21 protein-coding genes, 3 tRNA genes and 1 pseudogene are annotated in these 21,277 nt (G+C 68.1%); 18 read left to right on the top strand and 7 right to left on the bottom strand.

Features of this window, described 5'->3' with window-relative positions:
- The first annotated feature begins 1 nt into the window (after position 1).
- From ACN675_RS05575 to ACN675_RS05550, 6 genes are all read left to right on the top strand, one after another.
- Positions 2-75 (top strand) — tRNA-Asp (locus ACN675_RS05575).
- A 40-nt stretch (positions 76-115) separates the two neighbouring features.
- Positions 116-192 (top strand) — tRNA-Phe (locus ACN675_RS05570).
- 71 nt (positions 193-263) lie between these two features.
- A tRNA-Asp gene (locus ACN675_RS05565) sits at positions 264-337 on the top strand.
- Positions 338-505: 168 nt separating this feature from the next.
- On the top strand, positions 506-1,744 hold the full coding sequence (locus ACN675_RS05560) for a glycosyltransferase family 4 protein (RefSeq protein ID WP_420749924.1): 1,239 nt from the start codon (positions 506-508) through the stop codon (positions 1,742-1,744).
- Entirely contained in the window at positions 1,744-2,475 is a 732-nt protein-coding gene (locus ACN675_RS05555) for a class I SAM-dependent methyltransferase (RefSeq protein WP_420749913.1), read from the top strand. The genes ACN675_RS05560 and ACN675_RS05555 overlap by 1 nt, the downstream gene beginning before the upstream one ends.
- Positions 2,476-2,500: 25 nt before the next feature.
- Positions 2,501-3,550: a prenyltransferase gene (locus ACN675_RS05550; protein ID WP_420749912.1), complete on the top strand. Its 1,050-nt coding sequence runs from the start codon at positions 2,501-2,503 to the stop codon at positions 3,548-3,550.
- A gap of 91 nt (positions 3,551-3,641) precedes the next feature.
- On the opposite strand, the gene ACN675_RS05545 is transcribed toward ACN675_RS05550, so the two are convergent.
- Entirely contained in the window at positions 3,642-4,304 is a 663-nt protein-coding gene (locus tag ACN675_RS05545) for a class I SAM-dependent methyltransferase (protein WP_420749911.1), read from the bottom strand.
- On the opposite strand from ACN675_RS05545, the gene ACN675_RS05540 reads away from it, so the two are divergent.
- Entirely contained in the window at positions 4,253-4,504 is a 252-nt protein-coding gene (locus ACN675_RS05540; protein WP_420749910.1) for a DUF6191 domain-containing protein, read from the top strand. The two genes, ACN675_RS05545 and ACN675_RS05540, sit on opposite strands and share 52 nt — an antisense overlap.
- A 12-nt stretch (positions 4,505-4,516) precedes the next feature.
- Here ACN675_RS05540 and ACN675_RS05535 read toward each other — a convergent pair whose 3' ends face one another.
- The 5 genes from ACN675_RS05535 to ACN675_RS05515 all read right to left on the bottom strand — a co-directional run bounded on the left by ACN675_RS05535 (position 4,517) and on the right by ACN675_RS05515 (position 9,051).
- A complete protein-coding gene (locus ACN675_RS05535; RefSeq protein WP_420749909.1) occupies positions 4,517-5,458 on the bottom strand; it encodes a DUF1254 domain-containing protein in 942 nt (313 codons plus the stop codon).
- Between the two features lie 84 nt (positions 5,459-5,542).
- A complete protein-coding gene (locus ACN675_RS05530; RefSeq protein WP_420749908.1) occupies positions 5,543-5,911 on the bottom strand; it encodes a carboxymuconolactone decarboxylase family protein in 369 nt (122 codons plus the stop codon).
- Complete coding sequence (locus ACN675_RS05525; protein ID WP_420749907.1) at positions 5,908-6,807, bottom strand: NAD(P)-dependent oxidoreductase; 900 nt, start codon at positions 6,805-6,807, stop codon at positions 5,908-5,910. The genes ACN675_RS05530 and ACN675_RS05525 overlap by 4 nt, the downstream gene beginning before the upstream one ends.
- Entirely contained in the window at positions 6,804-7,553 is a 750-nt protein-coding gene (locus ACN675_RS05520; protein ID WP_420749906.1) for an SDR family oxidoreductase, read from the bottom strand. The genes ACN675_RS05525 and ACN675_RS05520 overlap by 4 nt, the downstream gene beginning before the upstream one ends.
- 13 nt (positions 7,554-7,566) lie before the next feature.
- On the bottom strand, positions 7,567-9,051 hold the full coding sequence (locus ACN675_RS05515; protein WP_420749905.1) for an aldehyde dehydrogenase: 1,485 nt from the start codon (positions 9,049-9,051) through the stop codon (positions 7,567-7,569).
- Between the two features lie 140 nt (positions 9,052-9,191).
- On the opposite strand from ACN675_RS05515, the pseudogene ACN675_RS05510 reads away from it, so the two are divergent.
- Positions 9,192-10,060 (top strand): annotated as a pseudogene (locus ACN675_RS05510) (SDR family NAD(P)-dependent oxidoreductase).
- Here the strand turns inward: ACN675_RS05510 and ACN675_RS05505 are convergent.
- Complete coding sequence (locus tag ACN675_RS05505) at positions 10,043-10,636, bottom strand: TetR/AcrR family transcriptional regulator (protein ID WP_420749904.1); 594 nt, start codon at positions 10,634-10,636, stop codon at positions 10,043-10,045. The pseudogene ACN675_RS05510 and the gene ACN675_RS05505 sit on opposite strands and share 18 nt — an antisense overlap.
- A gap of 97 nt (positions 10,637-10,733) precedes the next feature.
- On the opposite strand from ACN675_RS05505, the gene ACN675_RS05500 reads away from it, so the two are divergent.
- The 10 genes from ACN675_RS05500 (at position 10,734) to ACN675_RS05455 (ending at position 21,261) form a co-directional block, all read left to right on the top strand.
- The gene (locus ACN675_RS05500; RefSeq protein WP_420749903.1) at positions 10,734-11,960 is read left to right on the top strand and encodes a cytochrome P450; all 1,227 of its coding nucleotides are present in this window, start codon (positions 10,734-10,736) and stop codon (positions 11,958-11,960) included.
- A 76-nt stretch (positions 11,961-12,036) separates the two neighbouring features.
- On the top strand, positions 12,037-12,597 hold the full coding sequence (locus ACN675_RS05495; RefSeq protein WP_420749923.1) for a TetR/AcrR family transcriptional regulator: 561 nt from the start codon (positions 12,037-12,039) through the stop codon (positions 12,595-12,597).
- Between the two features lie 2 nt (positions 12,598-12,599).
- Positions 12,600-13,826, top strand: a complete 1,227-nt coding sequence (locus tag ACN675_RS05490; protein WP_420749902.1) for a cytochrome P450 — start codon at positions 12,600-12,602, stop codon at positions 13,824-13,826.
- Positions 13,819-14,616 (top strand): SDR family oxidoreductase, encoded by a 798-nt coding sequence (locus tag ACN675_RS05485; protein ID WP_420749901.1) that lies wholly within the window; start codon positions 13,819-13,821, stop codon positions 14,614-14,616. Before ACN675_RS05490 ends, ACN675_RS05485 begins: the two co-directional genes overlap by 8 nt.
- Complete coding sequence (locus ACN675_RS05480) at positions 14,613-15,974, top strand: cytochrome P450 (RefSeq protein ID WP_420749900.1); 1,362 nt, start codon at positions 14,613-14,615, stop codon at positions 15,972-15,974. Before ACN675_RS05485 ends, ACN675_RS05480 begins: the two co-directional genes overlap by 4 nt.
- 7 nt (positions 15,975-15,981) lie before the next feature.
- The gene (locus ACN675_RS05475; protein ID WP_420749899.1) at positions 15,982-16,176 is read left to right on the top strand and encodes a ferredoxin; all 195 of its coding nucleotides are present in this window, start codon (positions 15,982-15,984) and stop codon (positions 16,174-16,176) included.
- 26 nt (positions 16,177-16,202) lie between these two features.
- On the top strand, positions 16,203-16,754 hold the full coding sequence (locus ACN675_RS05470) for a nuclear transport factor 2 family protein (RefSeq protein ID WP_420749898.1): 552 nt from the start codon (positions 16,203-16,205) through the stop codon (positions 16,752-16,754).
- Between the two features lie 14 nt (positions 16,755-16,768).
- Positions 16,769-18,013 carry a hypothetical protein gene (locus ACN675_RS05465; RefSeq protein WP_420749897.1) on the top strand — a complete coding sequence of 415 codons (1,245 nt, stop codon included), beginning with the start codon at positions 16,769-16,771 and terminating at the stop codon, positions 18,011-18,013.
- 25 nt (positions 18,014-18,038) lie between these two features.
- The gene (locus ACN675_RS05460) at positions 18,039-19,631 is read left to right on the top strand and encodes an acyl-CoA synthetase (RefSeq protein ID WP_420749896.1); all 1,593 of its coding nucleotides are present in this window, start codon (positions 18,039-18,041) and stop codon (positions 19,629-19,631) included.
- Positions 19,632-19,692: 61 nt separating this feature from the next.
- Positions 19,693-21,261 (top strand): GMC oxidoreductase, encoded by a 1,569-nt coding sequence (locus tag ACN675_RS05455; RefSeq protein ID WP_420749895.1) that lies wholly within the window; start codon positions 19,693-19,695, stop codon positions 21,259-21,261.
- Positions 21,262-21,277: the final 16 nt, after the last annotated feature.

The following is a 21,277-nucleotide window of genomic DNA, read 5'->3' as shown; positions in this document are numbered from 1 at the left end:
TGGCCCTGTGGCGCAGTTGGTTAGCGCGCCGCCCTGTCACGGCGGAGGTCGCGGGTTCGAGTCCCGTCAGGGTCGCAGAGAAAATGCGATTGGCATTCGGTTCGGGTGCCGTCCCGGCCAGGTAGCTCAGTTGGTACGAGCGTCCGCCTGAAAAGCGGAAGGTCGCCGGTTCGATCCCGGCCCTGGCCACCAACACAATTCAATACTTCGGACCCACCGTTCGCGGTGGGTCCTGCTGTGAGAATCCGTCAGGGTTCTTTCATGGCCCTGTGGCGCAGTTGGTTAGCGCGCCGCCCTGTCACGGCGGAGGTCGCGGGTTCGAGTCCCGTCAGGGTCGCTTCAGGCGAAGGCCCGGTATCGATGAGATACCGGGCCTTCGTCGTATACCGTTACTGATCTTCCGAAAGTATCCGGGCGGTCCCAGGGTCGTGACCTCGAACAAGAACATGTTCTAGAGTGGTGCGATCTTGGTCGGACGCCGCCGGCGACGAGGAACGAGGTGACCGTGCGAATTGCTCTCCTGTCGTACCGGAGTAAGCCGCACTGCGGCGGGCAGGGTGTCTACGTCCGGCACCTGAGCCGTGAACTGGCCGCCCTCGGACACGACGTCGAAGTGTTCTCCGGCCAGCCGTACCCGGACCTCGACCCCGGCGTCACCCTCACGAAGGTCCCCAGCCTCGACCTCTACCGCGACGACGACCCCTTCCGCACCCCGAAACCCCGGGAGTTCCGTGACCTCGTTGACGTCCTGGAGGTCGCGACCATGTGGACCGCGGGCTTCCCCGAGCCGCTCACGTTCAGCCTGCGGGCGGCGAAACTCCTCCGCGCACGGGCCGGCGAATTCGACGTCGTGCACGACAACCAGTGCCTCGGGTACGGCCTGCTCCGCATCGCCGACGCCGGACTTCCCCTCGTCGCGACGATCCACCATCCCATCACCCGCGACCGCGAACTCGATCTCGCGCAGGCCACCACGTGGCGCCGCAAACTGACCCTGCGCCGCTGGTACGGCTTCCTGCGCATGCAGGCACGGGTGGCCCGCCGGATCGGGACACTGCTCACCGTGTCCGAGTCCTCGGCCGACGACATCCGCGCGGCGTTCGACGTCGACCCGGAAAGCCTGCACACGATCCCGCTCGGCGTCGACACCGAACTGTTCGCCCCTCCGGCCGGCACCCGGGTGCCGGGACGCATCGTGTGCGTGGCGAGCGCCGACGCGCCGCTCAAGGGCGTGTCGACGCTGCTCGGCGCCGTCGCCAAGCTGCGGACCGAGCGCACCGTCGAGCTGGTGCTCGTCTCGAAGCTCGCCGAAGGCGGCGTCACCGCCCGGCTCATCGACGAACTCGGCATCGGGGACATCGTGCGCACCGTGTCGGGCATCGACGACGCCGAGCTGGCTGCGCTCCTCGGTTCCGCCGAGATCGCCGCGGTCCCGTCGCTCTACGAAGGCTTCTCGCTACCCGCGGTGGAAGCCATGGCGTGCGGGACACCGCTCGTCGCGAGCCGTGCCGGCGCGATCCCCGAGGTCGTCGGTGATGCCGGTGTGCTCGTTCCCCCCGGTGACGGCGAGCAACTCGCGGCGGCGCTCGCGGCGCTGTTCGACGACCCGGCCGAACGGGACCGGCTCGGTGCGGCTGCCCGGCAACGGGTCCTCGACCGGTACAGCTGGTCGGCGGTGGCCGCCCAGACCGCACGCGTCTACGACGACGCGATTGCAGCGCAGACACGAAAGGCGAACCACTGATGCTGACCGTCGATTTCGACCGTCTCGGAGTTGCGCCCGGCCATCGCGCCATCGATATCGGCGCGGGCGCCGGCCGGCACTCCTTCGAGCTGTACCGGCGCGGGGCGGACGTCGTCGCGTTCGACCGGAGCGCGGACGACATGAAAGCGGTCGCCGAGATGTTCGCGGCGATGGAACTCGAGGGCGAGGTTCCCGCCGGGGCACACGCGCGCGCCGAAGTGGGTGATGCGCTGGAATTGCCGTACGACGACGAGACGTTCGACGTGGTGCTCATCTCCGAGGTGCTCGAGCACGTGCCGCAGGACGTGCGCGCGATCGAGGAGTTCACCCGCGTGCTCAAGCCGGGCGGGGTCGCGGCGATCACGGTGCCGCGCTGGTTCCCCGAGAAGATCTGCTGGGCACTATCCGATGCCTATCACGAGGTCGAGGGCGGGCACATCCGCATCTACAAGGCCGACGAACTCGCCGCCAAGCTCACCGCGGCGGGCCTGAAGATTCGCGGTCGGGACCATGCACATGCCCTGCACGCGCCGTACTGGTGGCTCAAGTGCGCGGTCGGCGTCGACAACGACGATCACGTGCTGACGAAGGCGTATCACAAGCTGCTCGTGTGGGATCTGATGCACAAGCCGTGGCTCACCCGCACCCTCGAGTCGGTCCTCGACCCGATCATGGGAAAGAGCGTGGTCTTCTACGTCGAGAAGCCGGTAGTCCCCGTTGCGGCGCGCTGACAGGGGCGCACCAGCGGCTCCGTCGGTGCCGGGCGTGCTCTCCGCACAGGAGTGCCTCCGCACCGGGCACGCCATCGCCGACATGCAGGAGCCCTCGGGAGCGATCCCGTGGTTCCCGGGCGGGCACACCGATCCGTGGGACCACATCGAATCCGCGATGGCGCTGACCGTGACCGGACTGCGCGAGGAGGCCGAGGCCGCGTTCGAGTGGTCGCGGCGTACCCAGCGCGCGGACGGGTCGTGGCCGATGCAGTTCCGCGGCGACACGATCGAAAACGCCGACTCCGACAGCAATTTCGCGGCGTACATCGCCGTCGGGGTGTGGCATCACCATCTCGTCACCGGCGATATGCGCTTCGTCGAGCACATGTGGCCGACGGTGAAGGACGCACTCGAACATGTGCTGTCCATGCAGGCGCCCGGCGGTGAGATCTTCTGGGCCCGAGGCGAATCCGGTATCGCGGCGGAAGCCCTCCTCACCGGGTGTTCGAGCATCCATCACGGTTTCCGGTGTGCGTTGCGTCTTTCGGAGGTCGTGGGTGATCCGCAGCCGGAGTGGGAGTTCGCGCTGTACCGCCTCGGGCACGCGCTGCGGCGGCACCCGGAGGTGTTCGCCCCCAAGCCGGAATACTCGATGGACTGGTACTACCCGGTCCTCGGGGGCGCTGTGCGCGGAACCGTTGCACACGAACGCATCCGGGAACGCTGGAACGACTTCGTGGTGGACGGGCTGGGCATCCGGTGCGTCGATCACAAACCGTGGGTGACGGGCGCCGAGACGTGCGAGCTGGTGCTGGCCCTCGACGCGCTCGGAAGCAACACGCGCGCAAAGGAACTGTTCGCGGCGATGCAGCACCTGCGCGACCCCGACGGATCGTACTGGACCGGACTGGTCTTCACTGACGGCAAACGCTGGCCGGTGGAGAAGAGTTCGTGGACGAGCGCTGCGGTGATCCTCGCCGCCGACGCGCTCTCTCGCACCACCGGTGGCAGCGGACTGTTCCGTGACGCGGCGGCACCTGCGGAATTGGTGGGTGCCGACCGCTGCAGCGAAGGCTGCGGCGTCCGCGTCTGACACCGACCCGTCCGACATAGGCCGACGGAAACGACAGCCGCGCGGTGTATGCCCCGCGCCCCTGCCTTTCTCGTCGGTGAACGGTCACGGACTACGCGCCGGGCAGGACCCCCACCGTGCCGCCGGTGCGTTCGAGAACCCGCAGCGACCCCGTCACCGACACCTCGGTGAACTCGCCGCTGTCGAGTGCGCGGCAGTAGATCTCGTACGGGGGACGGCCGCCGTCGGCGGGGTCGGGGAACACGTCGTGGATGATCAGGGCGCCGCCGACGCGCACCCACCGGGCCCAGCCCTCGTAGTCCGCCTGCGCGGCCGCGCTGCTGTGACCGCCGTCGATGAAAACGAACGACGCCGGGGTGCGCCAGAACCCGGCGACCTGTGCGGAGGCGCCGATCACCGCGACGACGTGCGTTTCGAGGTCGGCGTCGGCGAGTGTGTGCCGGAGACGTCCGGCCGTGTCGAGCAGGCCGGTATGGGGGTCGACGAGCGTCTCGTCGTGGTACTCCCAACCGGGTTGGTGTTCTTCCGACCCGTGGTGGTGGTCGACGGTGACGATCGTTCCGCCGGTCGCCTTCGCGGCCGCACCGAGGTACACCGTCGAGCGCCCGCAGTAGGTGCCGATCTCGACACCCACCCCGTCGCCGAGATAGCGCACCGCCGCGTCGTGCAGCGCCGTGCCCTCGTCCTCCGGCATGAAACCCGGTGTTGCCTCGGCAATTTCGACCATCTCGCGTGGCAGGGTGGTGCGGGTCATCGGCACAGTCTCCGTTCGCTGGATTGCTGTTCGGTGGCTCACACTACCGACGGCGGCGACGGCGCGGAACCACCGTCCCGCGGATCGCGCAGCGGCAGACTTCGCTCATGGACCGGGACGACGCCTCCGACGGTGATCCGGCGTGGCTGGGCGTCGACGTGGACGCCGGCACCGCCCGTTTCGCGCCCCCGCGTCCGTAGCACGAGCCGGATCTACGAGGCGGTGATGGACGGGAACGTCCAACTCCCGTCGAGGATTTCCGGCCGCGGCCGGTAGAGCCGCACGAGGTAGTTCCAGCCGTCGGTGATCGGAATGCTGTTGGGAGCACGATTGGCGTTGCCGAACCGGACGGTGACCGAACCGTCGTCGTTCGGGACGCCGGTGATGTTGTTGACGCTGTAGGCGCCGCGGTCGTTCGGTTCGAAGTATCCCTCGGCGTTGTACACCGAGAGGGACCAGAATCCGTCGACGGGAACATCGCGCACCGTCAGCTCGTACTCGCCGACCGGCAGTCCCGGATCGACGCCGATGTAGGTCGCTTCCTCGGTCGGTAGTCCACCCCAGCCTGCGGCGGTGCCGATCAGGTGGCGGACGGGATCGACCCGGTCCTCGGAACCGAACGTCCGGTCGAACGTGGTCAGGCCGCGCGCCAGGTCGAGCAGCGCCTTCCGGGTCGCGTCGAGGCCGGCCGTGTCGTAGTCGGGAGACGTGAACGGGATCGCCGAGGGCGCGTCGATGCGGAACCGGTCCTGGAGTTCGGTCGCCGCACGCACATCGTCCGCGTCGGCCGGATCGGCCAGGATCCGGACCGCGACGGTGACATACGCCGTGGGGAAGTCGCCGGGATCGAGGCGGTAGTCGCCGGGATCGTGCAGGATCCGGTTCACGTAGTGGTCCTGGTCGACGATCATCACCGAGGCGTACCGGCGGCCACAATCGGGAACGGTGACGACCGCACCGGCCGAGACGTCGACGACCGCGAAGCTGTAGAGCGTGTCGCGGTTCAGCCGGATCACCGTCTGGTGTTCGACCGACGCCGCTTCGCGATTGTGGCGCAGCACGTTGACTCCGCCGCAGTCCCGCTGGAGGTCGGAGAACATCCGATCCGTTTCCGCACGAACGAAGTTGTCCACATTCACCGGAATGCCCGTCATGTCGGGGAGCCTAGCGGCGTCGTCACCGTCCCGGGGGGTGAAACGCCCACCGTTTCCGGTGTGCCGGAACGGTGGGCGTAGCAATCACGAGCGGGTGGCAGCCCTTCGCTGATGCAACACCTTGCCGACGGCCGTGTCCAGCTTGGTGCCGAGCGGCCAGCCGACGTAGTGGCACAGAAACAAGGCGATCTCCCGCAGCTGCTCTTCGTCGAGCTCCTCGTTCTGCAGCGCTGCGCCGATCTGGATCTCGGCGATGTCGGTCAGGCCCTGCGCGGTCAGCGCACCCAGGAGCAGCAGCCGGCGATCCCGGATGCTCAATCCGGGGCGGGTCCAGATCTCCCCGAACAGGTGGTCGGCGGTGTAGGCGAAGTGATCGCCCGGCCCGTCCTGCATCTCCCAGCCGTAGACCTTCGACATCATGTCGAGGCCCCGCTGCCGTCGTTCGTCGGTCACGCGTTCTCCTTCATCGAACGTTGTTGTGCCAGTTCGCCGGGACCGACACCGAGCCCGGTGCCGAGATCGGCGAGGGCCCGGGTGCCGAGCGGCAGTTCGACGCCCAGCCGCTCACCCAGTTCCAGCGCCAGCGTCAGGTCCTTCTCGCCCAGCGACCGCGCGTGCGCGAGGATCGGGAACCACGGATCGTCCGGCGCCAGCGCAGCTGTGGTGTCGCGCAACATGATCGCTCCGGCGCCGCCGGTGATGGTGTCGGTGTGCCGTACCACCTTGCCGAGCGCGGTGATATCGAGCCCGGCGGCCTCGGCCAGTCGCTGGGCTTCCGCGGCCGCGTTGAACGAGATGAAGTGCAACAGGTTGCGTGCCAGCTTCATTCGCGTTCCCGCTCCGACCGGACCGGCGTGGACGACGAGACCGGCCCACGTGCCGAACGGTTCGCGGACCTTCTCGAACGCCTCATCGTCCGCGCCGACCATCACGGCCAGCGTGCCCTTCGCGGCACCGACTGCACCACCGGAGACCGGGGCATCGACCAATTGGACGCCCCGTTCGGTGCAGACGGCGGCGAGGTCGACGGCGGTGGTGTCGGAGATCGTCGAGTGCACGGCGACGACGGTGCCGGGCCGCGCGGTCGACAGCAGACCGTCGGGTCCGGCGACGACCTCGCGCACCTGCGCGTCGTCGAGCACCGTCACGGAGATGACGTCGCACGTGGCGGCCAGCTCCGCAGCACTTCCGGCGGCGGTCGCGCCGGCGGCGGTGAACGGTTCGACCGCTTCGGGACGCATGTCGAGCACCGTCAGTCCACCGGGCCAGTCGAGGAGCCGCTTGGCCATCGGCGCCCCCATGTTGCCCAGGCCGATGTAGCCGACGGACACGTCGGAAGGCGCGGTCACGACCGGATCACCTGCCCGCCGTCGACATTGAAGATCTGCCCCGTCACCCAGCCGGCCTCGTCGGACAGCAGGAACAGGCACATACCGACCAGGTCCTCGGGCGTGCCCATCCGCTTGAGCGGCAGCCTGCCGACCATGTCCGCCACCATGTTGCCGGGCGTGACGGTGCGGGTGGCCTCGGTGTCGATCGGCCCGGGGGCGATCGCGTTGATGCGAATGTTGTTGCCGCCGAGTTCGACCGCGAGCTGCTGGGTCAGACCGTTGACGCCGACCTTGGCCAGGCCGTAGAACCCCGAGTAGAGCCACGCGGCGGTCGACGACTGGTTGACGATCGAGCCGCCCTTCTTCCTCATGTGCGGCCACACGGCGCGCGTGACATTGAGTGCGCCGTCCAGGTTCACGCTCATGAACTTCTTGTAGTAGTCCCACGGCACCGTGAGCAGCAGGTCCAGTTTCATGCCGCCGTAGATCGCGGCGTTGTTGACCAGATGGTCGATCCCGCCGAACGTCTCGACGGTCCGGGCGGCGAGTTCGGTGGCCGAGTCCGGGTCGGCGACGTCGACGGGCAGGAAGACGGCGCTGCCGCCGTCCGCGACGATCTGTTTGGCAACCTGTTCACCGGCCTCGGCGTTGAGGTCGGCGACCACCACGTTCGCGCCCTCGGCGGCGAGCGCCCGGGCGTAGGCCTCGCCGATTCCCTGCGCACCACCCGTGACGATGGCGGTTCGATCGGTGAAACGTCCCATGTCGTGAACCTTTCTAGGACGCCGCGGGTTCCGCGACGAGCTTGGTCTCCAGGTATTCCTCGAAGCCGGCCACACCCATTTCGCGGCCGATTCCGGATTGCTTGTAGCCGCCGAAGGGCGCGTCGGCGGCGTACCAGATGCCGCCGTTGACACCGAGGGTGCCGGTGCGGATCCCGGCGACGACACGGGCGACACGGTCCTGGTCGGTGCCCCACACCGAGCCGGACAGGCCGTAGGGCGAGTCGTTGGCGATGCGCACGGCGTCGTCGTCGCCGTCGTGCGGCAGGATCACCAGGACGGGACCGAAGATCTCCTCCTGGGCGACGCGGGCGCCGTTGTCCAGGCCCGCGATCAGGGTCGGTTCGACGAAGAAGCCCTTGTCACGTTCGGTGGGGCGGCCACCGCCGACGACGATCGTGCCGCCCTCCTCGACCGCGAGCTTCAGGTAGCCCTCGACGCGGTCACGCTGGCGAGCGGAAATCAGTGGACCGCAGACGGTTCCCGGTTCGTTCGGATTGCCCGGGCGGATGCCGCGCAGCGCTTTCGCGGTGAGTTCGACGGCCTCGTCGTAGCGTTCGCGGGGGACGACGAGGCGGGTGGTGATCGCACACCCCTGCCCGGCGTGCGTGCACACGGTGAACGCGGCGATCGCGCAGGCGCCGTTCAGGTCGGCGTCGTCGAGGACCACGAATGCGGACTTGCCCCCGAGTTCGAGGAAGACCTTCTTGAGCGTCTCGGCGGCCGCGCGCATGACTGCCTTGCCGGTCGCGGTCGAGCCGGTGAAGGAGACGAGGTCGACGCGCGGGTCGGCGGCGAGTTGGGCGCCGACCGAATGGTCGCTCGACGTCACGATGTTCACCACGCCCGGCGGGATGTCGGTCTCCTCGGCGATGACCTTGCCGACCAACGCTGCGCACCACGGGGTGTCGGGTGCGGGCTTGAGGACGACGGTGTTGCCGGCAGCGAGCGCGGGGCCGATCTTGGCGAAGTTGATCTGGTGCGGGAAGTTCCACGGCGTGATCGCCCCGACGACACCGACGGCTTCCTTGAGCAGGTAGCGGTGCGTCGGGATGCCCATGGGGCTCGCGTTGCCGAGATCCTGCTTCCATTCGTACTTCTCGGCGAGATCGGCGAACCACAGCAGGTCGTCCACGGGACCCTCGAGATGTGCGGCGGAGGTGAGGAATCGGGGCGCGCCGACCTCGGCGATGGTGATCTCGCGCAGTTCCTCGATGTGTCCGCGCAATGCGTCGCGCAACTGGCGCAGGCAGCGTGCGCGGAAGGCGTGGTCGCGGGACCAGTCGGTGGTGTCGAAGGCCTGCCGGGCGGCGGCGATGGCCGCGTCCATGTCGGCGGCGGTGCCGTCGGCGGCGTAGCCGAGCGTTTCCTCGGTCGCGGGATCGACGGTCTCGAAGGTGCCCCCGGAGCCGGGGACGAGTTTGCCGTCGATCAACAGGGGAGAGCTGTCGGTCGGGCTGTTCCTGGGGCGCAGGGCCATGGTGGTGCTCCCGTTCTGGCGGTTCGGTGGCAGACGTCGGTCGACGTGGAGCGTGTGACGGTCCTCATAATCTGGACACTTGTCTGGACTATAGTTCGGTCGGATGCGCGGTGCAATATCGCGCCGGAGGGGAGGGCGAGATGTCGGATCGAGCGGCGATCGTGACCGGAGCTAGCCGGGGTATCGGCCGGGCGGTGGCGCTCGAGCTGGCCGGTGCCGGTACGGCCGTGGTGGTCAACGGGCGCGCCGAGGACGCGGTGCGCGACACGGTCGCGGAGATCGAATCCGCAGGTGGGCGCGCTGTCGGGATCGCCGGATCGGCCGCGGCGCCGGGCGTGGCCGAGGCATTGCTCGCCGCCGCGCTCGACGAATTCGGCGACGTCGACGCCCTCATCAACTGTGCCGGCATCGCCGAGCCCGTCGGCTCGTCGATCCTGTCGGTGACCGACGAACAGTGGCACGAACTGCTCGACGCCCACTTGACAGGCACGTTCCGAACCTGCCGCACCTCGTGGCACGCGGCGGCGGCGCGATCGTCAACACGAGTTCGTTCGCCTTCCTCGGCGACTACGGCGGTACCGGCTATCCGGCGGGCAAGGGCGCGGTCAACAGCCTCACCCTGGCGATCGCCGCGGAGCTGCGCGAACACGGGGTCCGCGCCAATGCGGTGTGCCCGGGTGCACGGACGCGGCTGTCGACGGGTGACGAGTACGAACGGCAGATCGAGCAACTCCACAGCCGGGGCCTGCTCGACGACGTGAGTTATCAGGGCTCGCTCGACCCGGCGCCGCCCGAGTACGTCGCCCGGCTCTACGCCTATCTCGTCGACGAACGGTCGGCCGGGGTCACCGGCGAGATCCTCACCGGCTCGGGATGTTTCGTCGGGCGCTTCCCGCGGCCGCAGCCGAGCCTGCTGGCGTGGCGCGACCACAGGGCCGAGCCGCCGTGGACGATCGAGGAGATCGCGGGATTCGTCGGAGGATGGCCGGGGTCAGTCGCGGGACGGTGACGCGGTGATCGACGCCAGCGCGCTGTCCACCACCTTGTCGAAGATGCGGTCGAGATCCATCTCGTCGCCGAGGAAGCCGGTTCCCTCGATCATCGCGAATCCGTGCACCGCGGCGAACAGCGCGACCGCGGTGTCGAGCGAATCCTCCTCGGGGACACCGCACGAGACGAGCATCGCACGCAGCGCGCTGTTCGCGTCGAGTGCCGAGGCGATGAGTGCGGCACGGTCGATCGGGGCGGCGGTGAGGGCTTCGTAGCGACGGTGATTCGTGACCGTCCACGACCGGTACGTCGCGATGAGGTGCCGCAGTCCGTCGATTCCGCTGCGGCCCATGGCTTCTTCGCGCAACCGGTCGCCGAGGGCGATCATCGTCCGGATCTGGACCTCGGACCGGACGTCGTCGAGACCGCGGACGTGGTTGTACAGCGACGCGCCGACGACGCCCACCCGGTTCGCGAGGGTGCTCATCGTCAACTGCTGCCACCCGTGTTCGTCGACGACGGCGAGTGCGGCGTCGATCACCTTGTCGCGGGTGAGCGTCCGGCGCCGGACCGGGCGTTCGTTGTCACGTGCCATAAAGCGATCTTAGGGGTCTTCCATTCCAAACGAATATGAGTAGTTTGTAAACGAGAGACATTCGTTTCCTGCTTCCACGACACCCGAGGTAACCCCCATGACGGCGTCACGTACCGATCTCAAGAACCCGGACGTCTACGCGAAGAAAATGCCGCACGACGCATTCGACGACATCCGGCACCGATGTCCGGTGCACTGGCAACCCGAGGACGACGGTCCCGGCTACTGGGCGCTGACCCGGCACGCCGACGTCACGGCGGTCTCCCGTGACAGCGCCACCTTCTCCTCCGCACTCGGTACCACGCAGATCGACGAGTTCGACGAGGAGACCCGGCTCAAGCAGGCCGCCATGCTCATCAATCTCGATCCGCCCGAGCACACCCGGCTCCGCCAGCTCGTCAGCCGCGGATTCACCCCGCGGGTCGTCAAGCAGCTGGAAGGGCGCATCCGTGACATCTGCGAACGCACCGTCGACGAGCTGATCGAGGCCGGTCGGGACGGCGCGATCGTGGACTTCGTGCCGCTGGCCTCCGCGCCGCTGCCGCTCGAGGTGATCGCGGCGCTGCTCGGCGCGCCCGCCGAGGACGTGGGCAAGCTGTACGACTGGTCCAACCGGATGATCGGCTGGGACGACCCCGAGTACGGCAGCACCCAGGCGGACGGCGAACTCGCCGCCGCCGAGATCTTCCTGTACGCCAACGAGATCGCCGCCCGGCGCCGGGCCGAGCCGCAGGACGACATCGTGTCCGCGCTGGTCCGGCCGGACGAGCACGGAGACACGCTCACCGAGATCGAGTTCTGCATGTTCTTCGTGCTGCTCGTCATCGCGGGCAACGAGACCACGCGCAACGCGATCACCGGCGGCATGCAGGCGTTCATGGACCATCCCGACCAGTGGCGGCGATTGCAGCACGATCCCGGACTCGTCCCGAGTGCGGTCGAGGAGATCCTGCGCTGGGTGAGCCCGGTGATCGGCTTCCGCCGCACCCCCACCTGCCCGGCGACGATCGGGGAGCAGTCCGTGGAGCGCGGGGACAAGGTCGTCCTGTACTACCCGGCCGCGAACCGCGACGGCGACGTCTTCGAGGAACCGCACCGCTTCGACATCGGACGCGAGCGCAATCCGCACGTTGCGTTCGGCGGCACCGGCGTGCACTTCTGCCTCGGCGCACATCTGGCCAGGCTCGAACTGAAGGTGATGTTCGAGACGCTCGCCCGGCGCCTCGATCGCGTCGAGCCGGCCGGACCGGCGCGACGACTGCGCTCGAACTTCGTCAACGGTGTGAAGGCGATGCCGGTGCGTATCCACCCGCGGCAGGACTGATTTCGTGCGTACGGCCCTGATCGGGCATTGCCGCCACGGGGTCGCCGTAGTAATGTCCAGACACGTGTCCAGAAATGTGAATCTCGAATCCACACGCCGGCGCCTCACCGAGAAGCAGGCAGACACCGTGGACCGCCTCACCCGCGCTGCGGTCGAGGTGCTCCGGGAGGAGGGATTCGCAGGTCTGACCGTACGCACCGTCGCCTCGAGGGCGGGGGTCGCGCCCGCCACCGCCTACACCTACTTCTCGTCCAAGGAGCACCTCGTCGCCGAGGTGTTCTGGCGCCGGCTCGCCGCCACTCCCGAACCCGCCGACATCGTCGGCAGCACCGCCGACCGGGTGTGCGCCGTGCTGCGCAACATCGCCATGCTCATGGACGACGAACCCGAACTCGCCGGGGCCGTGACCAGCGCACTGCTCGGCCGCGACCCCGACGTCGAACACCTGCGCGGCCGCATCGGCCTCGACATCCGGGACCGGCTGTCGGCCGCCCTGGGTCCGGACGGCGACCCGAATGTCCTCGAAGCCCTCGAACTGCTCTACGCAGGTGCGCTCGTCCGCGCCGGAATGGGTTACGGCACCTACGCGAAGCTCGCCGATCGGTTGGAAACCTCCGCCAGACTTCTATTGGAGTAGCAATGACTCAGGCCTCGCTCGACACGTCACTGTTCGGGCCGTTGCTGTTCGACCCCTACGACTACGACTTCCACGAAGACCCGTACCCGACCTACCGTCGGCTGCGTGAGGAGGCGCCGCTCTACCGCAACGACGAACTCGGCTTCTGGGCCCTGTCGCGCCACGCGGACGTCATCACCGGATTCCGGGACAACACGAGACTGTCGAGCGCCAACGGTGTTTCGCTCGATCCGTCCGCCTACGGGCCGCACGCCCACAAGGTGATGTCCTTCCTGGCGATGGACGATCCGCGGCACATGCGGATGCGTCAGCTCGTCTCCAAGGGTTTCACGCCCCGCCGCGTCGCCGACATGCAGGAGCGCATCCTCGAGCTCACTCGCGGATATCTCGAACCTACCGTGGAGACAGGAGAATTCGACTGGATCGCCGAGTTCGCCGGTAAGCTGCCGATGGACGTGATCTCCGAACTCATGGGCGTTCCCCAGCAGGACCGCGCCGAGATCCGCCGCCTGGCCGACCTCGTCGTGCACCGCGAGGAGGGCGTGCTCGACGTCCCCGTGGCCGCGATGGAGGCCTCGCTCCACCTCGTCGGCTACTACGCCGACATGCTCACCGAACGTCGTGCCCGCCGCACCGAGGACCTCACCTCGGCGCTGCTCGACGCGGAGATCGACGGTGACCGGCTCACCGACGACGAGATCATCGGGTTCATGTTCCTGATGGTCGTCGCCGGCAACGAGACCACCACCAAACTGCTCGGCAACGCCCTCTACTGGGGCGCGGTCAACAAGGACGAGGCGGCGCGGGTGCTGCGCGACCCGGAACGCGCACCCGAATGGACCGAGGAAACGCTGCGCTACGACACCTCGAGCCAGATCGTCGCGCGCACCGCCGCCGCGGACATCGACGTGCGCGGCGGCACCATCCGCGAGGGCGACAAGGTGCTGCTGCTCATCGGATCCGCGAACCGCGACTCCGAGGTATTCGAGGACGCCGACGAATACCGCATCGGCCGCGACAGCACCAACAAGCTCGCGAGTTTCGGTGGGGGAGTACACTTCTGCCTCGGTGCTCACCTCGCCCGGCTGGAAGCGAACATCGCGCTCGAACAGTTCGCCCGCCACGTCGCCGACTACGACGTCGATTTCGACCGCTGTGAACGAGTCCACTCCACCAACGTCCGGGGCTTCGCCGCACTGCCCCTGAAAGTGACCCGCCGCCATGCCTAGATTCGAACCCAACCCGGCGCGCCGCCCCGCCGTCGTCAGCGGTGCCTCCTCCGGAATCGGCACCGCCACCGCCTACGCCCTCGCCGAACTCGGGCATCCGGTCGCGCTCGGTGCCCGCCGGGTCGACGAGTGCGAGGCCATCGCCGAGAAGATCCGTGCCGAGGGCGGAGAAGCGATCGCGCACTTCCTCGACGTGTCCTCCACCGAATCCGTCGACGCCTTCGTCACCGCCGCGGAGGCCGCGCACGGGCCCACCGAGATCGTGGTCTCCGGCGCCGGCGACATGGACTTCGCGCTCGTGCACGAAATGGACCCGGACCGTTTCGAATTCCAGGTCGACGTCCATCTCGGCGGCACCCAGCGTCTCGCGCACCGGGTCGTGCCGGGGATGATCGAGCGTGCCCGCGGCGACTTCGTGGTCATCGGCTCCGACTGCGCCGTCGACGCCCGGCCCCGCGCCGGCGCGTACATCGGCGCGAAGACCGGCCTCGAAGCCCTCGTGCGCCAGATGCGGATGGAGCTCGAAGGCACAGGTGTTCGCGCCTCGACGGTGCGTCCCGGCCCGACCCAGACGGCGGCCGGCATGGACCAGCCGGAAGAGGTGGTCGGGCCGCTGCTCGAGGACTGGATCCACTGGGGCCTGGCGCGGCACCCCTACCTCCTGCGGGCCTCCGACATCGCCTCTGCAGTGGTGTCGGTGGTCTCCGTGCCCCGCGGCGCGCACATCGTGCTCGTCGAGGTCCAGCCCGAAGCTCCCCTGCGGAAGAACGAACGGAAGGCCCAGTCATGACCGGTACTGCAACGGCTCCGCTCCGCGTCTCCGGCGGCGAACACGAGCACGGCCACCTCGAGGAACTGCGCACCGACCCCATCGCGCTGATGAAGCGAGTCCGCGAGGAGTGCGGGGACGTCGGCGTCTTCCAGCTCGCCGACAAGAAGGTCGTGCTGCTCTCGGGGGCCGAGGCCAACGAGTTCTTCTTCCGCGCCGCCGACGAGGACCTCGACCAGCAGGCCGCCTATCCGTTCATGAAGCCCGTCTTCGGCGAGGGTGTCGTCTTCGACGCCAGCCCGGAGCGGCGCAAGGAAATGCTGCACAACACGGCGCTGCGCGGCGAGCAGATGAAGGGTCACGCCGCCACCATCGACCGTGAGGTCCAGGACATGATCGCCGGCTGGGGTGACGAGGGCGAGATCGACCTGCTCGAGTTCTTCGCCGAGCTGACCATCTACACCTCGTCCGCCTGCCTGATCGGCAAGAAGTTCCGCGACGAACTCGACGACCGATTCGCGCACCTCTACCACGACCTCGAAAAAGGTACGGACGCACTGGCCTTCGTCGACCCGTACGCGCCGATCGAGAGTTTCCGGCGCCGCGACGAAGCCCGCAAGGGTCTGGTCGCGCTCGTTCAGGAGATCATGAACGGCCGCATCGCGAATCCGCCGCAGGGCAAGGAGGATCGCGACCTGCTCGACGTGCTCGTCTCGATCAAGAACGAGGACGGCACCGAGCGGTTCAGCGCGGACGAGGTCACCGGCATCTTCATCTCGATGATGTTCGCCGGGCACCACACCACCTCCGGCACCGCGGCCTGGGCGCTGATCGAACTGCTGCGCAACCCGGAATACCTGGCGAAGGTCACCGCCGAACTCGACACCCTCTACGCCGACGGTGCGGATGTGAGTTTTCATGCGTTGCGCCAGATCCCGGTCCTGGAGGCGGTGCTCAAGGAAACCCTGCGGCTGCACCCGCCGCTGATCCTGCTGCTGCGGGTCGCGCGGGGTGACTACGAGGTCGGCGGATACCGCATCTTCGACGGCGACCTCGTGGGTGCGACCCCGGCGATCTCCAACCGGATCCCCGAGGACTTCCCGAACCCCGACACCTTCGATCCGGGCCGCTACATCGACCCGAATCAGGAGGACATCGTCAACCGCTGGACATGGATTCCGTTCGGCGCCGGCCGCCATCGGTGCGTGGGCGCCGCGTTCGCGCTCATGCAGCTCAAGGCGATCTTCTCGATCCTGCTGCGCGACTTCGAATTCGAGATGGCACAGCCGGCCGACTCGTACCACAACGATCATTCCAAGATGGTGGTGCAACTCGCGCAGCCGTGCGCAGTGCGGTACCGCCGTCGCGCCCGGAAGTGAGGACACCGTGAAGGTCGAAGCGGATCTCGATCTCTGCCAGGGACACGCCATGTGTTCGATGGAAGCCCCCGACGTCTTCGCGGTCGCGAAGCACGGGTCGGTGGAGATCCTCATGGACACCGTCCCGGAATCGCTGCGCGCCGATGTCGAAGCAGCCGTCAAGTACTGCCCCACCCGAGCCCTGAGCATCGTCGAAGACTGACAGAAGACCGACAAACAGGAGACACCATGGCCCCGTTCGATCGTGCCGAGCTGGACGAGATGATCCAGCGCTGGATCGATGCCAACAAGCGTGCCGAGGCCGACGGAGACTGGAAACCGTTGGCCGACATGTACACCGAGGATGCCACCTACGGCTGGAACTACGGGCCGAAGGAAGAGTTCATGGCCGTCGGCCGCGAGGAGATCCGGGAGCTGGCCCTCGGCCAGGAGATGGACGGCCTCGAAGGCTGGGAGTACCCCTACCAGCAGTTCGTCGTCGACGAACGTACCGGCGACGTGATCGGTCTCTGGAAGCAGATCTCCGACGCCACCCGCGAGGACGGCTCGCACTACACCGTGCAGGGGATCGGTGGCAGCTGGTTCCGGTACGGCGGCAACTTCCAGTGGTCCTGGCAGCGGGATTTCTTCGACTTCGGGAACGTCTCGCACCTGTTCCTCGAGATGATCACCGCCGGAGCGCTGTCCGACGGCATGAACAGGCGCATCGAGCGGTCGATGTCCGGTGAGAAGCTGCCGGGCTGGTATCCGGTGGGGAAGTCCCCGGTTCCGCTGTGGTGAGCACGGGGGACAGAGTGGCCGAATCGTCGTTCGCGGCGCTGTCCCGCCGCGATCTGGCTGTGCTCGTCCCGGAACTGCTGCTGTGCGGGCAGCTCATCGACCGATCCGGGATGGCGCACCTGATCTCGGCGTTCGGCCGCGAGGGCATGGCCGAGGTCGCGATCGAGGAGTGGCAGGCGTCGAGCCCCTGGTACACCAAGCGCATTCAGCGTGCTCTGCGTTTCGAGAACGACGACGTCGAAACGATCTTCAAGGGAATGCAGTTCGACATCGGGGCACCGCCGCAGTTCATGGACTTCCGGTACCGCGTGCACGATCGGAACCACGGCGAGTTCTGGCTCGACCATTGCGGTGCGCTGATGGATGTGGAGCCGCTCGGCGACGAGTACGTCACGGCGATGTGCCACGACATCGAGGACCCCACCTTCGACGCCACTGCCCTCGCCACCAATCCACACGCGCAGGTGCGGCCGATCCACCGGCCTCCGCGGCGGCCCGCGGACCGGCACCCGCACTGCGCGTGGACCGTCGTCATCGACCCGTCGCACGAACCGCCGCCGGTGGAACCGCACACCGAGGCACTCGGCCGGACCGCCGCGGTGGCGGTGGAACTGAGCCCCATCGACCCCGGCGACGAAGGCAATGCGGACTATTCCGGTCCGCTGCTGTCGGACGTGCGTTTCGGCGACTTCTCCCACTCCGCGCTCGTGCGGATCGCCGAGGAGGTGTGCCTGCAGCAGCAGATGCTCACGCTCGGGTTCCTGCTCGGGGTGCGAAAACGGACCGACGAATCCTCGGCCCTGACGATCGCGCGCAAGCAACTCACCGGCATTGCCGGGCTGACCTCCGAACGCATCAGGAACGCGCTCGGTCTGCCGGCCGATCTCGGGGGCCTGGCGACGGTGCTGTCGGTGCACCCGATGCTCGCGCCGCGGCAGTACGTCGACCGCGATATCCGGTTCGACGGGAACCGGCTCGAACTGCGCATCCGGCGCAGCGGGGGAGCGCACACCGACGGTGCCTGGCCGACCCTCGTCGACGGCGAGCACCTCGAAGCGCTGAATGCCCTTGTACGGGGCGTGGATCCGCATTTCAGCGTGCGGATCGTCGCCGAGGACGCCGATGCGCTCGTCGTCGAGGTGATCGTGGAGCCGACGCCCGCGAAGGAATGTGGTGAGGTCGCGATCACCAGGTTCAGCACGGGGTCGAATTTCGTCTTTGCAGATCGAGGAATTCCCTTGCCGCTCACTGTGGTCTGAGCGCGCGACCCGAAAGGATCTCTGCGTGGCCCACAATTTCGCGGACCTGTTCGAACACGCCGTTGATGCGGTGCCGGATCGTGTGGCGCTGATCGTCGGCGACCGTCAGGTCACGTTCCGGGAGCTCGACGCCCGTGCCAACCGGCTCGCCCATCACTTCATCGGCGCCGGGTTCGGCGAGGGCAGCCACATCGGCATCCACCTGCACAACTCGGTCGAAGCCGTCGAAACAGTCTTGGCGGCGTTCAAGATCCGGGCGGTGCCCATCACCGTCAACTACCGCTACACGTCAGACGAACTGGCATACCTGTACGGCAACGCCGATCTCGACGCCCTCGTGTTCCACCGGACCTACGCGCAGGTCGTCGAGGATGTGCTGCCGTCGGTGCCGAAACTGCGGCACAGTCTGGTCGTCGACGACGAGGAGGCAAAGACTTCCTCGTCGTACGAGGACGCGCTCGCCTCGAGCCCACCCGAACGCGGCTTCGCTGCTCGCTCCGGTGACGACCGGTACATCGTCTACACCGGAGGAACCACCGGTCGCCCCAAGGGTGTGGTGTGGCGGCAGGAGGACATCTGGCGTGCACTGGCCGGCGGATCCGACTTCTACAGCGGTGAGCCGGTCCCGGACGAATACCACCAGTCCCGGCTCGGCGCCTCCGCCGCGGAACCGAGCCGGTGGCTGTTGCTGCCGCCGCTCATCCACACCTCTGCTCTGATGACCATGTGCAACTCGCTGTTCTCGGGCAACACGGTGCTGCTCGACCACCATTTCGACGCGCACCGGTCCTGGGAGATCGTGCAGCGGCACCGACCCCAGGTCATGGTCATCACCGGGGACGCGATGGGCCGGCCGCTCGTCGACGCGCTCGTCGGCGGCGGCTACGATCCGACCGGACTCGGCGTGGTGGCCTCCGGTGCCGCACTGTTCTCGCAGTCGGTGAAGGACGCGATGTTCGACGCGATTCCGGGGGTGCTCATCTCCGATTCGGTCGGTTCCTCGGAGACCGGATTCAGTGGGATCGGTATCGCGTCCAAGGGACTCGTGCAGGACGGTGGCCCACGGATCGGTGCGGGCCGGGGCTCGTTGGTCGTCGACGACGACGGTCGTCCGGTCACCCGCGGAGAAGGCTGGCTCGCGAAGAAGGGTCATGTGCCGTCCGGGTACTACAACGATCCGGTGCAGTCCGCCGAGGTCTTCAAGGTGATCGACGGTGAACGGGTCGTCGTCACCGGCGACCGTGCCCGCGCCGAGGGGGACGGCACGATCACGCTGCTCGGCCGCGGCAACATGGTCGTCAACACCGGTGGCGAGAAGGTGTTCGCCGAGGAGGTCGAGGCGGTCCTCAAGGCGCATCCGGGTGTGTACGACGCGATCGTCATCGGTGTGCCCGACGAGCGGTGGGGACAGCGGGTCGCCGCGCTGATCCGTCCCCGCGAGGCCGGCACGTTCGACGTCGGCGATGTCGAACTGCACGCCCGCAGGACGCTCGCCGGCTACAAGATTCCCCGTTCGATCTGGTTGTCCGACACCGTCGAGCGCACACCCAGCGGCAAGCCCGACTATCGCTGGGCGCACGAGTTCGCGTCGAAAACCGAGGCACACCACACCATCTGACGCACCGGCCCGTGATGGCCCGCTCCGTCGCGGGCCGGTCCATCTCGCGAGGAGCCACTACGTGGATACTGCGCTGTCCCGCCGGACCCTGCTGGGCGGTGCCGCGGCCGCCGCACTGACCCTGACCATCGCCCGCACACCGCCGGCCCGAGCCGAGGTCACCGAGGAACGTCACCGCGCCGTGGTGATCGGCAGCGGCTTCGGTGGCGCGATCACCGCCGCGCACCTGGGCCGCGCGGGTGTGCAGACGCTCGTGCTCGAACGCGGCCTGCGCTGGCCCACCGGTCCGAACGCGCAGACGTTCCCGCACATGTTCGCACCGGACCATCGCGCGTCGTGGCTGTCGCCGCTGCCGGTGATGACCGGCGCCCCGCCGATCCCGTCACTGCCCTACACCGGCCTGATGGAACGGGTGAAGGGCAACGGCATCGACATCCTGTGCGGTGCCGGTGTCGGCGGCAGTTCGCTGCTCTATCACGGCATGACGCTGCAACCCGACGGAGAACAGTTCGCGCGGTCGGTGTCTGCGCGGATCGACTACGACCTGCTCGACCGGGAGTACTTCCCGCGGGTGGCCCGGACGCTGCGCCTGGCCACCATTCCCGACGACCTGCTGCACCACGAGAAGTACCGGTCCTCGCGTCAATTCCTCGAACGCGCCGTCGCCGAGGGTCTCGATGCGTTCCGGGTGCCGATGCCGATCGACTGGGATTTCGCGCGCCGCGAACTGACCGGGGAACTGTCGCCGTCGTACACCAACGGTGACCTCATCTACGGAGTCAACAACGGCGGCAAGTACTCCGTCGACGTCACCTGGCTCGCCGAGGCCGAGGCGACCGGGAACGTCCACGTCGAGATCCTGCACCGCGTCAACGACATCGAACGCGGCGCGGACGGACGGTGGGTCGCGCACACCGACCGTCTCGCGACCGACGGCACCGTCGTCGAGCGCAAGCGGATCGTCGCTGACGCGCTGTTCCTCGGCGCCGGATCGCCCGGCACCACACGGCTTCTCGTCAAGGCGAAGGCGAAGGGGCTGGTACCGGATCTGCCGGACGGTGTCGGCGCGGGGTGGGGCAACAACGGCGATCGTGTCTTCTCGGTGACCACGCCGCTGCTCAGTCCCGGTGCGTTCCAGGGTGGTCCGGCCTGCGTCGGGTTCCGGGACTTCGGCAACCCGGCGGGCGCGTTGACGATCGTGACCGGCCCGGTGCCGTTCCCGGTCGATCTGGGCACTACCTCGGTGATCGGGTTCGGCACGGTGAAGGGCCTCGGCCGCTGGCACTACGACGCCTCGCGCGACGACGCGGTGCTCACCTGGGACCAGGCCTACGACCGCGAACTGACCCGCGCGATCGAGGCGCGGATCCGGCAGGTCGCCGGCCCGGCCGCGATCCTGCTCGACGTGAACTCGATGGACGTCAACACGTTCCACCCTCTCGGCGGTGCCACATTCGATTCGGTGTGCGACGACGCCGGCCGCGTGCACGGGCAGCGCGGCCTCTACGTCGTGGACGGGGCTAAGATTCCCGGCTCGACCGGCGCCTGCAACCCGTCCATGACGATCGCTGCACTCGCCGAGTTCGGCGCCGACGACATCGTCCGCCGCGACCTCGGCACCGTCTTCTGACAGGTGACGGGTGCCT

The organism is Rhodococcus sp. O3 (genome assembly GCF_048897285.1).
In the GTDB taxonomy this organism is placed as follows: domain Bacteria; phylum Actinomycetota; class Actinomycetes; order Mycobacteriales; family Mycobacteriaceae; genus Rhodococcus.
The sequence above is the reverse complement of the archived record's forward strand: the minus strand, read 5'-3'. Positions and strand labels throughout refer to the sequence as shown.

What these genes read in the sequence shown, in the direction of transcription:
- ACN675_RS05500 (WP_420749903.1), top strand. Translation starts at nt 10,734, where the DNA reads ATGACGGCGTCACGTACCGATCTCAAGAACCCGGACGTCTACGCGAAG.
- ACN675_RS05555 (WP_420749913.1), top strand. Translation starts at nt 1,744, where the DNA reads ATGCTGACCGTCGATTTCGACCGTCTCGGAGTTGCGCCCGGCCATCGC.
- ACN675_RS05520 (WP_420749906.1), bottom strand. Translation starts at nt 7,553, where the DNA reads ATGGGACGTTTCACCGATCGAACCGCCATCGTCACGGGTGGTGCGCAG.
- ACN675_RS05515 (WP_420749905.1), bottom strand. Translation starts at nt 9,051, where the DNA reads ATGGCCCTGCGCCCCAGGAACAGCCCGACCGACAGCTCTCCCCTGTTG.
- ACN675_RS05470 (WP_420749898.1), top strand. Translation starts at nt 16,203, where the DNA reads ATGGCCCCGTTCGATCGTGCCGAGCTGGACGAGATGATCCAGCGCTGG.
- ACN675_RS05490 (WP_420749902.1), top strand. Translation starts at nt 12,600, where the DNA reads ATGACTCAGGCCTCGCTCGACACGTCACTGTTCGGGCCGTTGCTGTTC.
- ACN675_RS05505 (WP_420749904.1), bottom strand. Translation starts at nt 10,636, where the DNA reads ATGGCACGTGACAACGAACGCCCGGTCCGGCGCCGGACGCTCACCCGC.
- ACN675_RS05485 (WP_420749901.1), top strand. Translation starts at nt 13,819, where the DNA reads ATGCCTAGATTCGAACCCAACCCGGCGCGCCGCCCCGCCGTCGTCAGC.
- ACN675_RS05480 (WP_420749900.1), top strand. Translation starts at nt 14,613, where the DNA reads ATGACCGGTACTGCAACGGCTCCGCTCCGCGTCTCCGGCGGCGAACAC.
- ACN675_RS05535 (WP_420749909.1), bottom strand. Translation starts at nt 5,458, where the DNA reads ATGACGGGCATTCCGGTGAATGTGGACAACTTCGTTCGTGCGGAAACG.
- ACN675_RS05545 (WP_420749911.1), bottom strand. Translation starts at nt 4,304, where the DNA reads ATGACCCGCACCACCCTGCCACGCGAGATGGTCGAAATTGCCGAGGCA.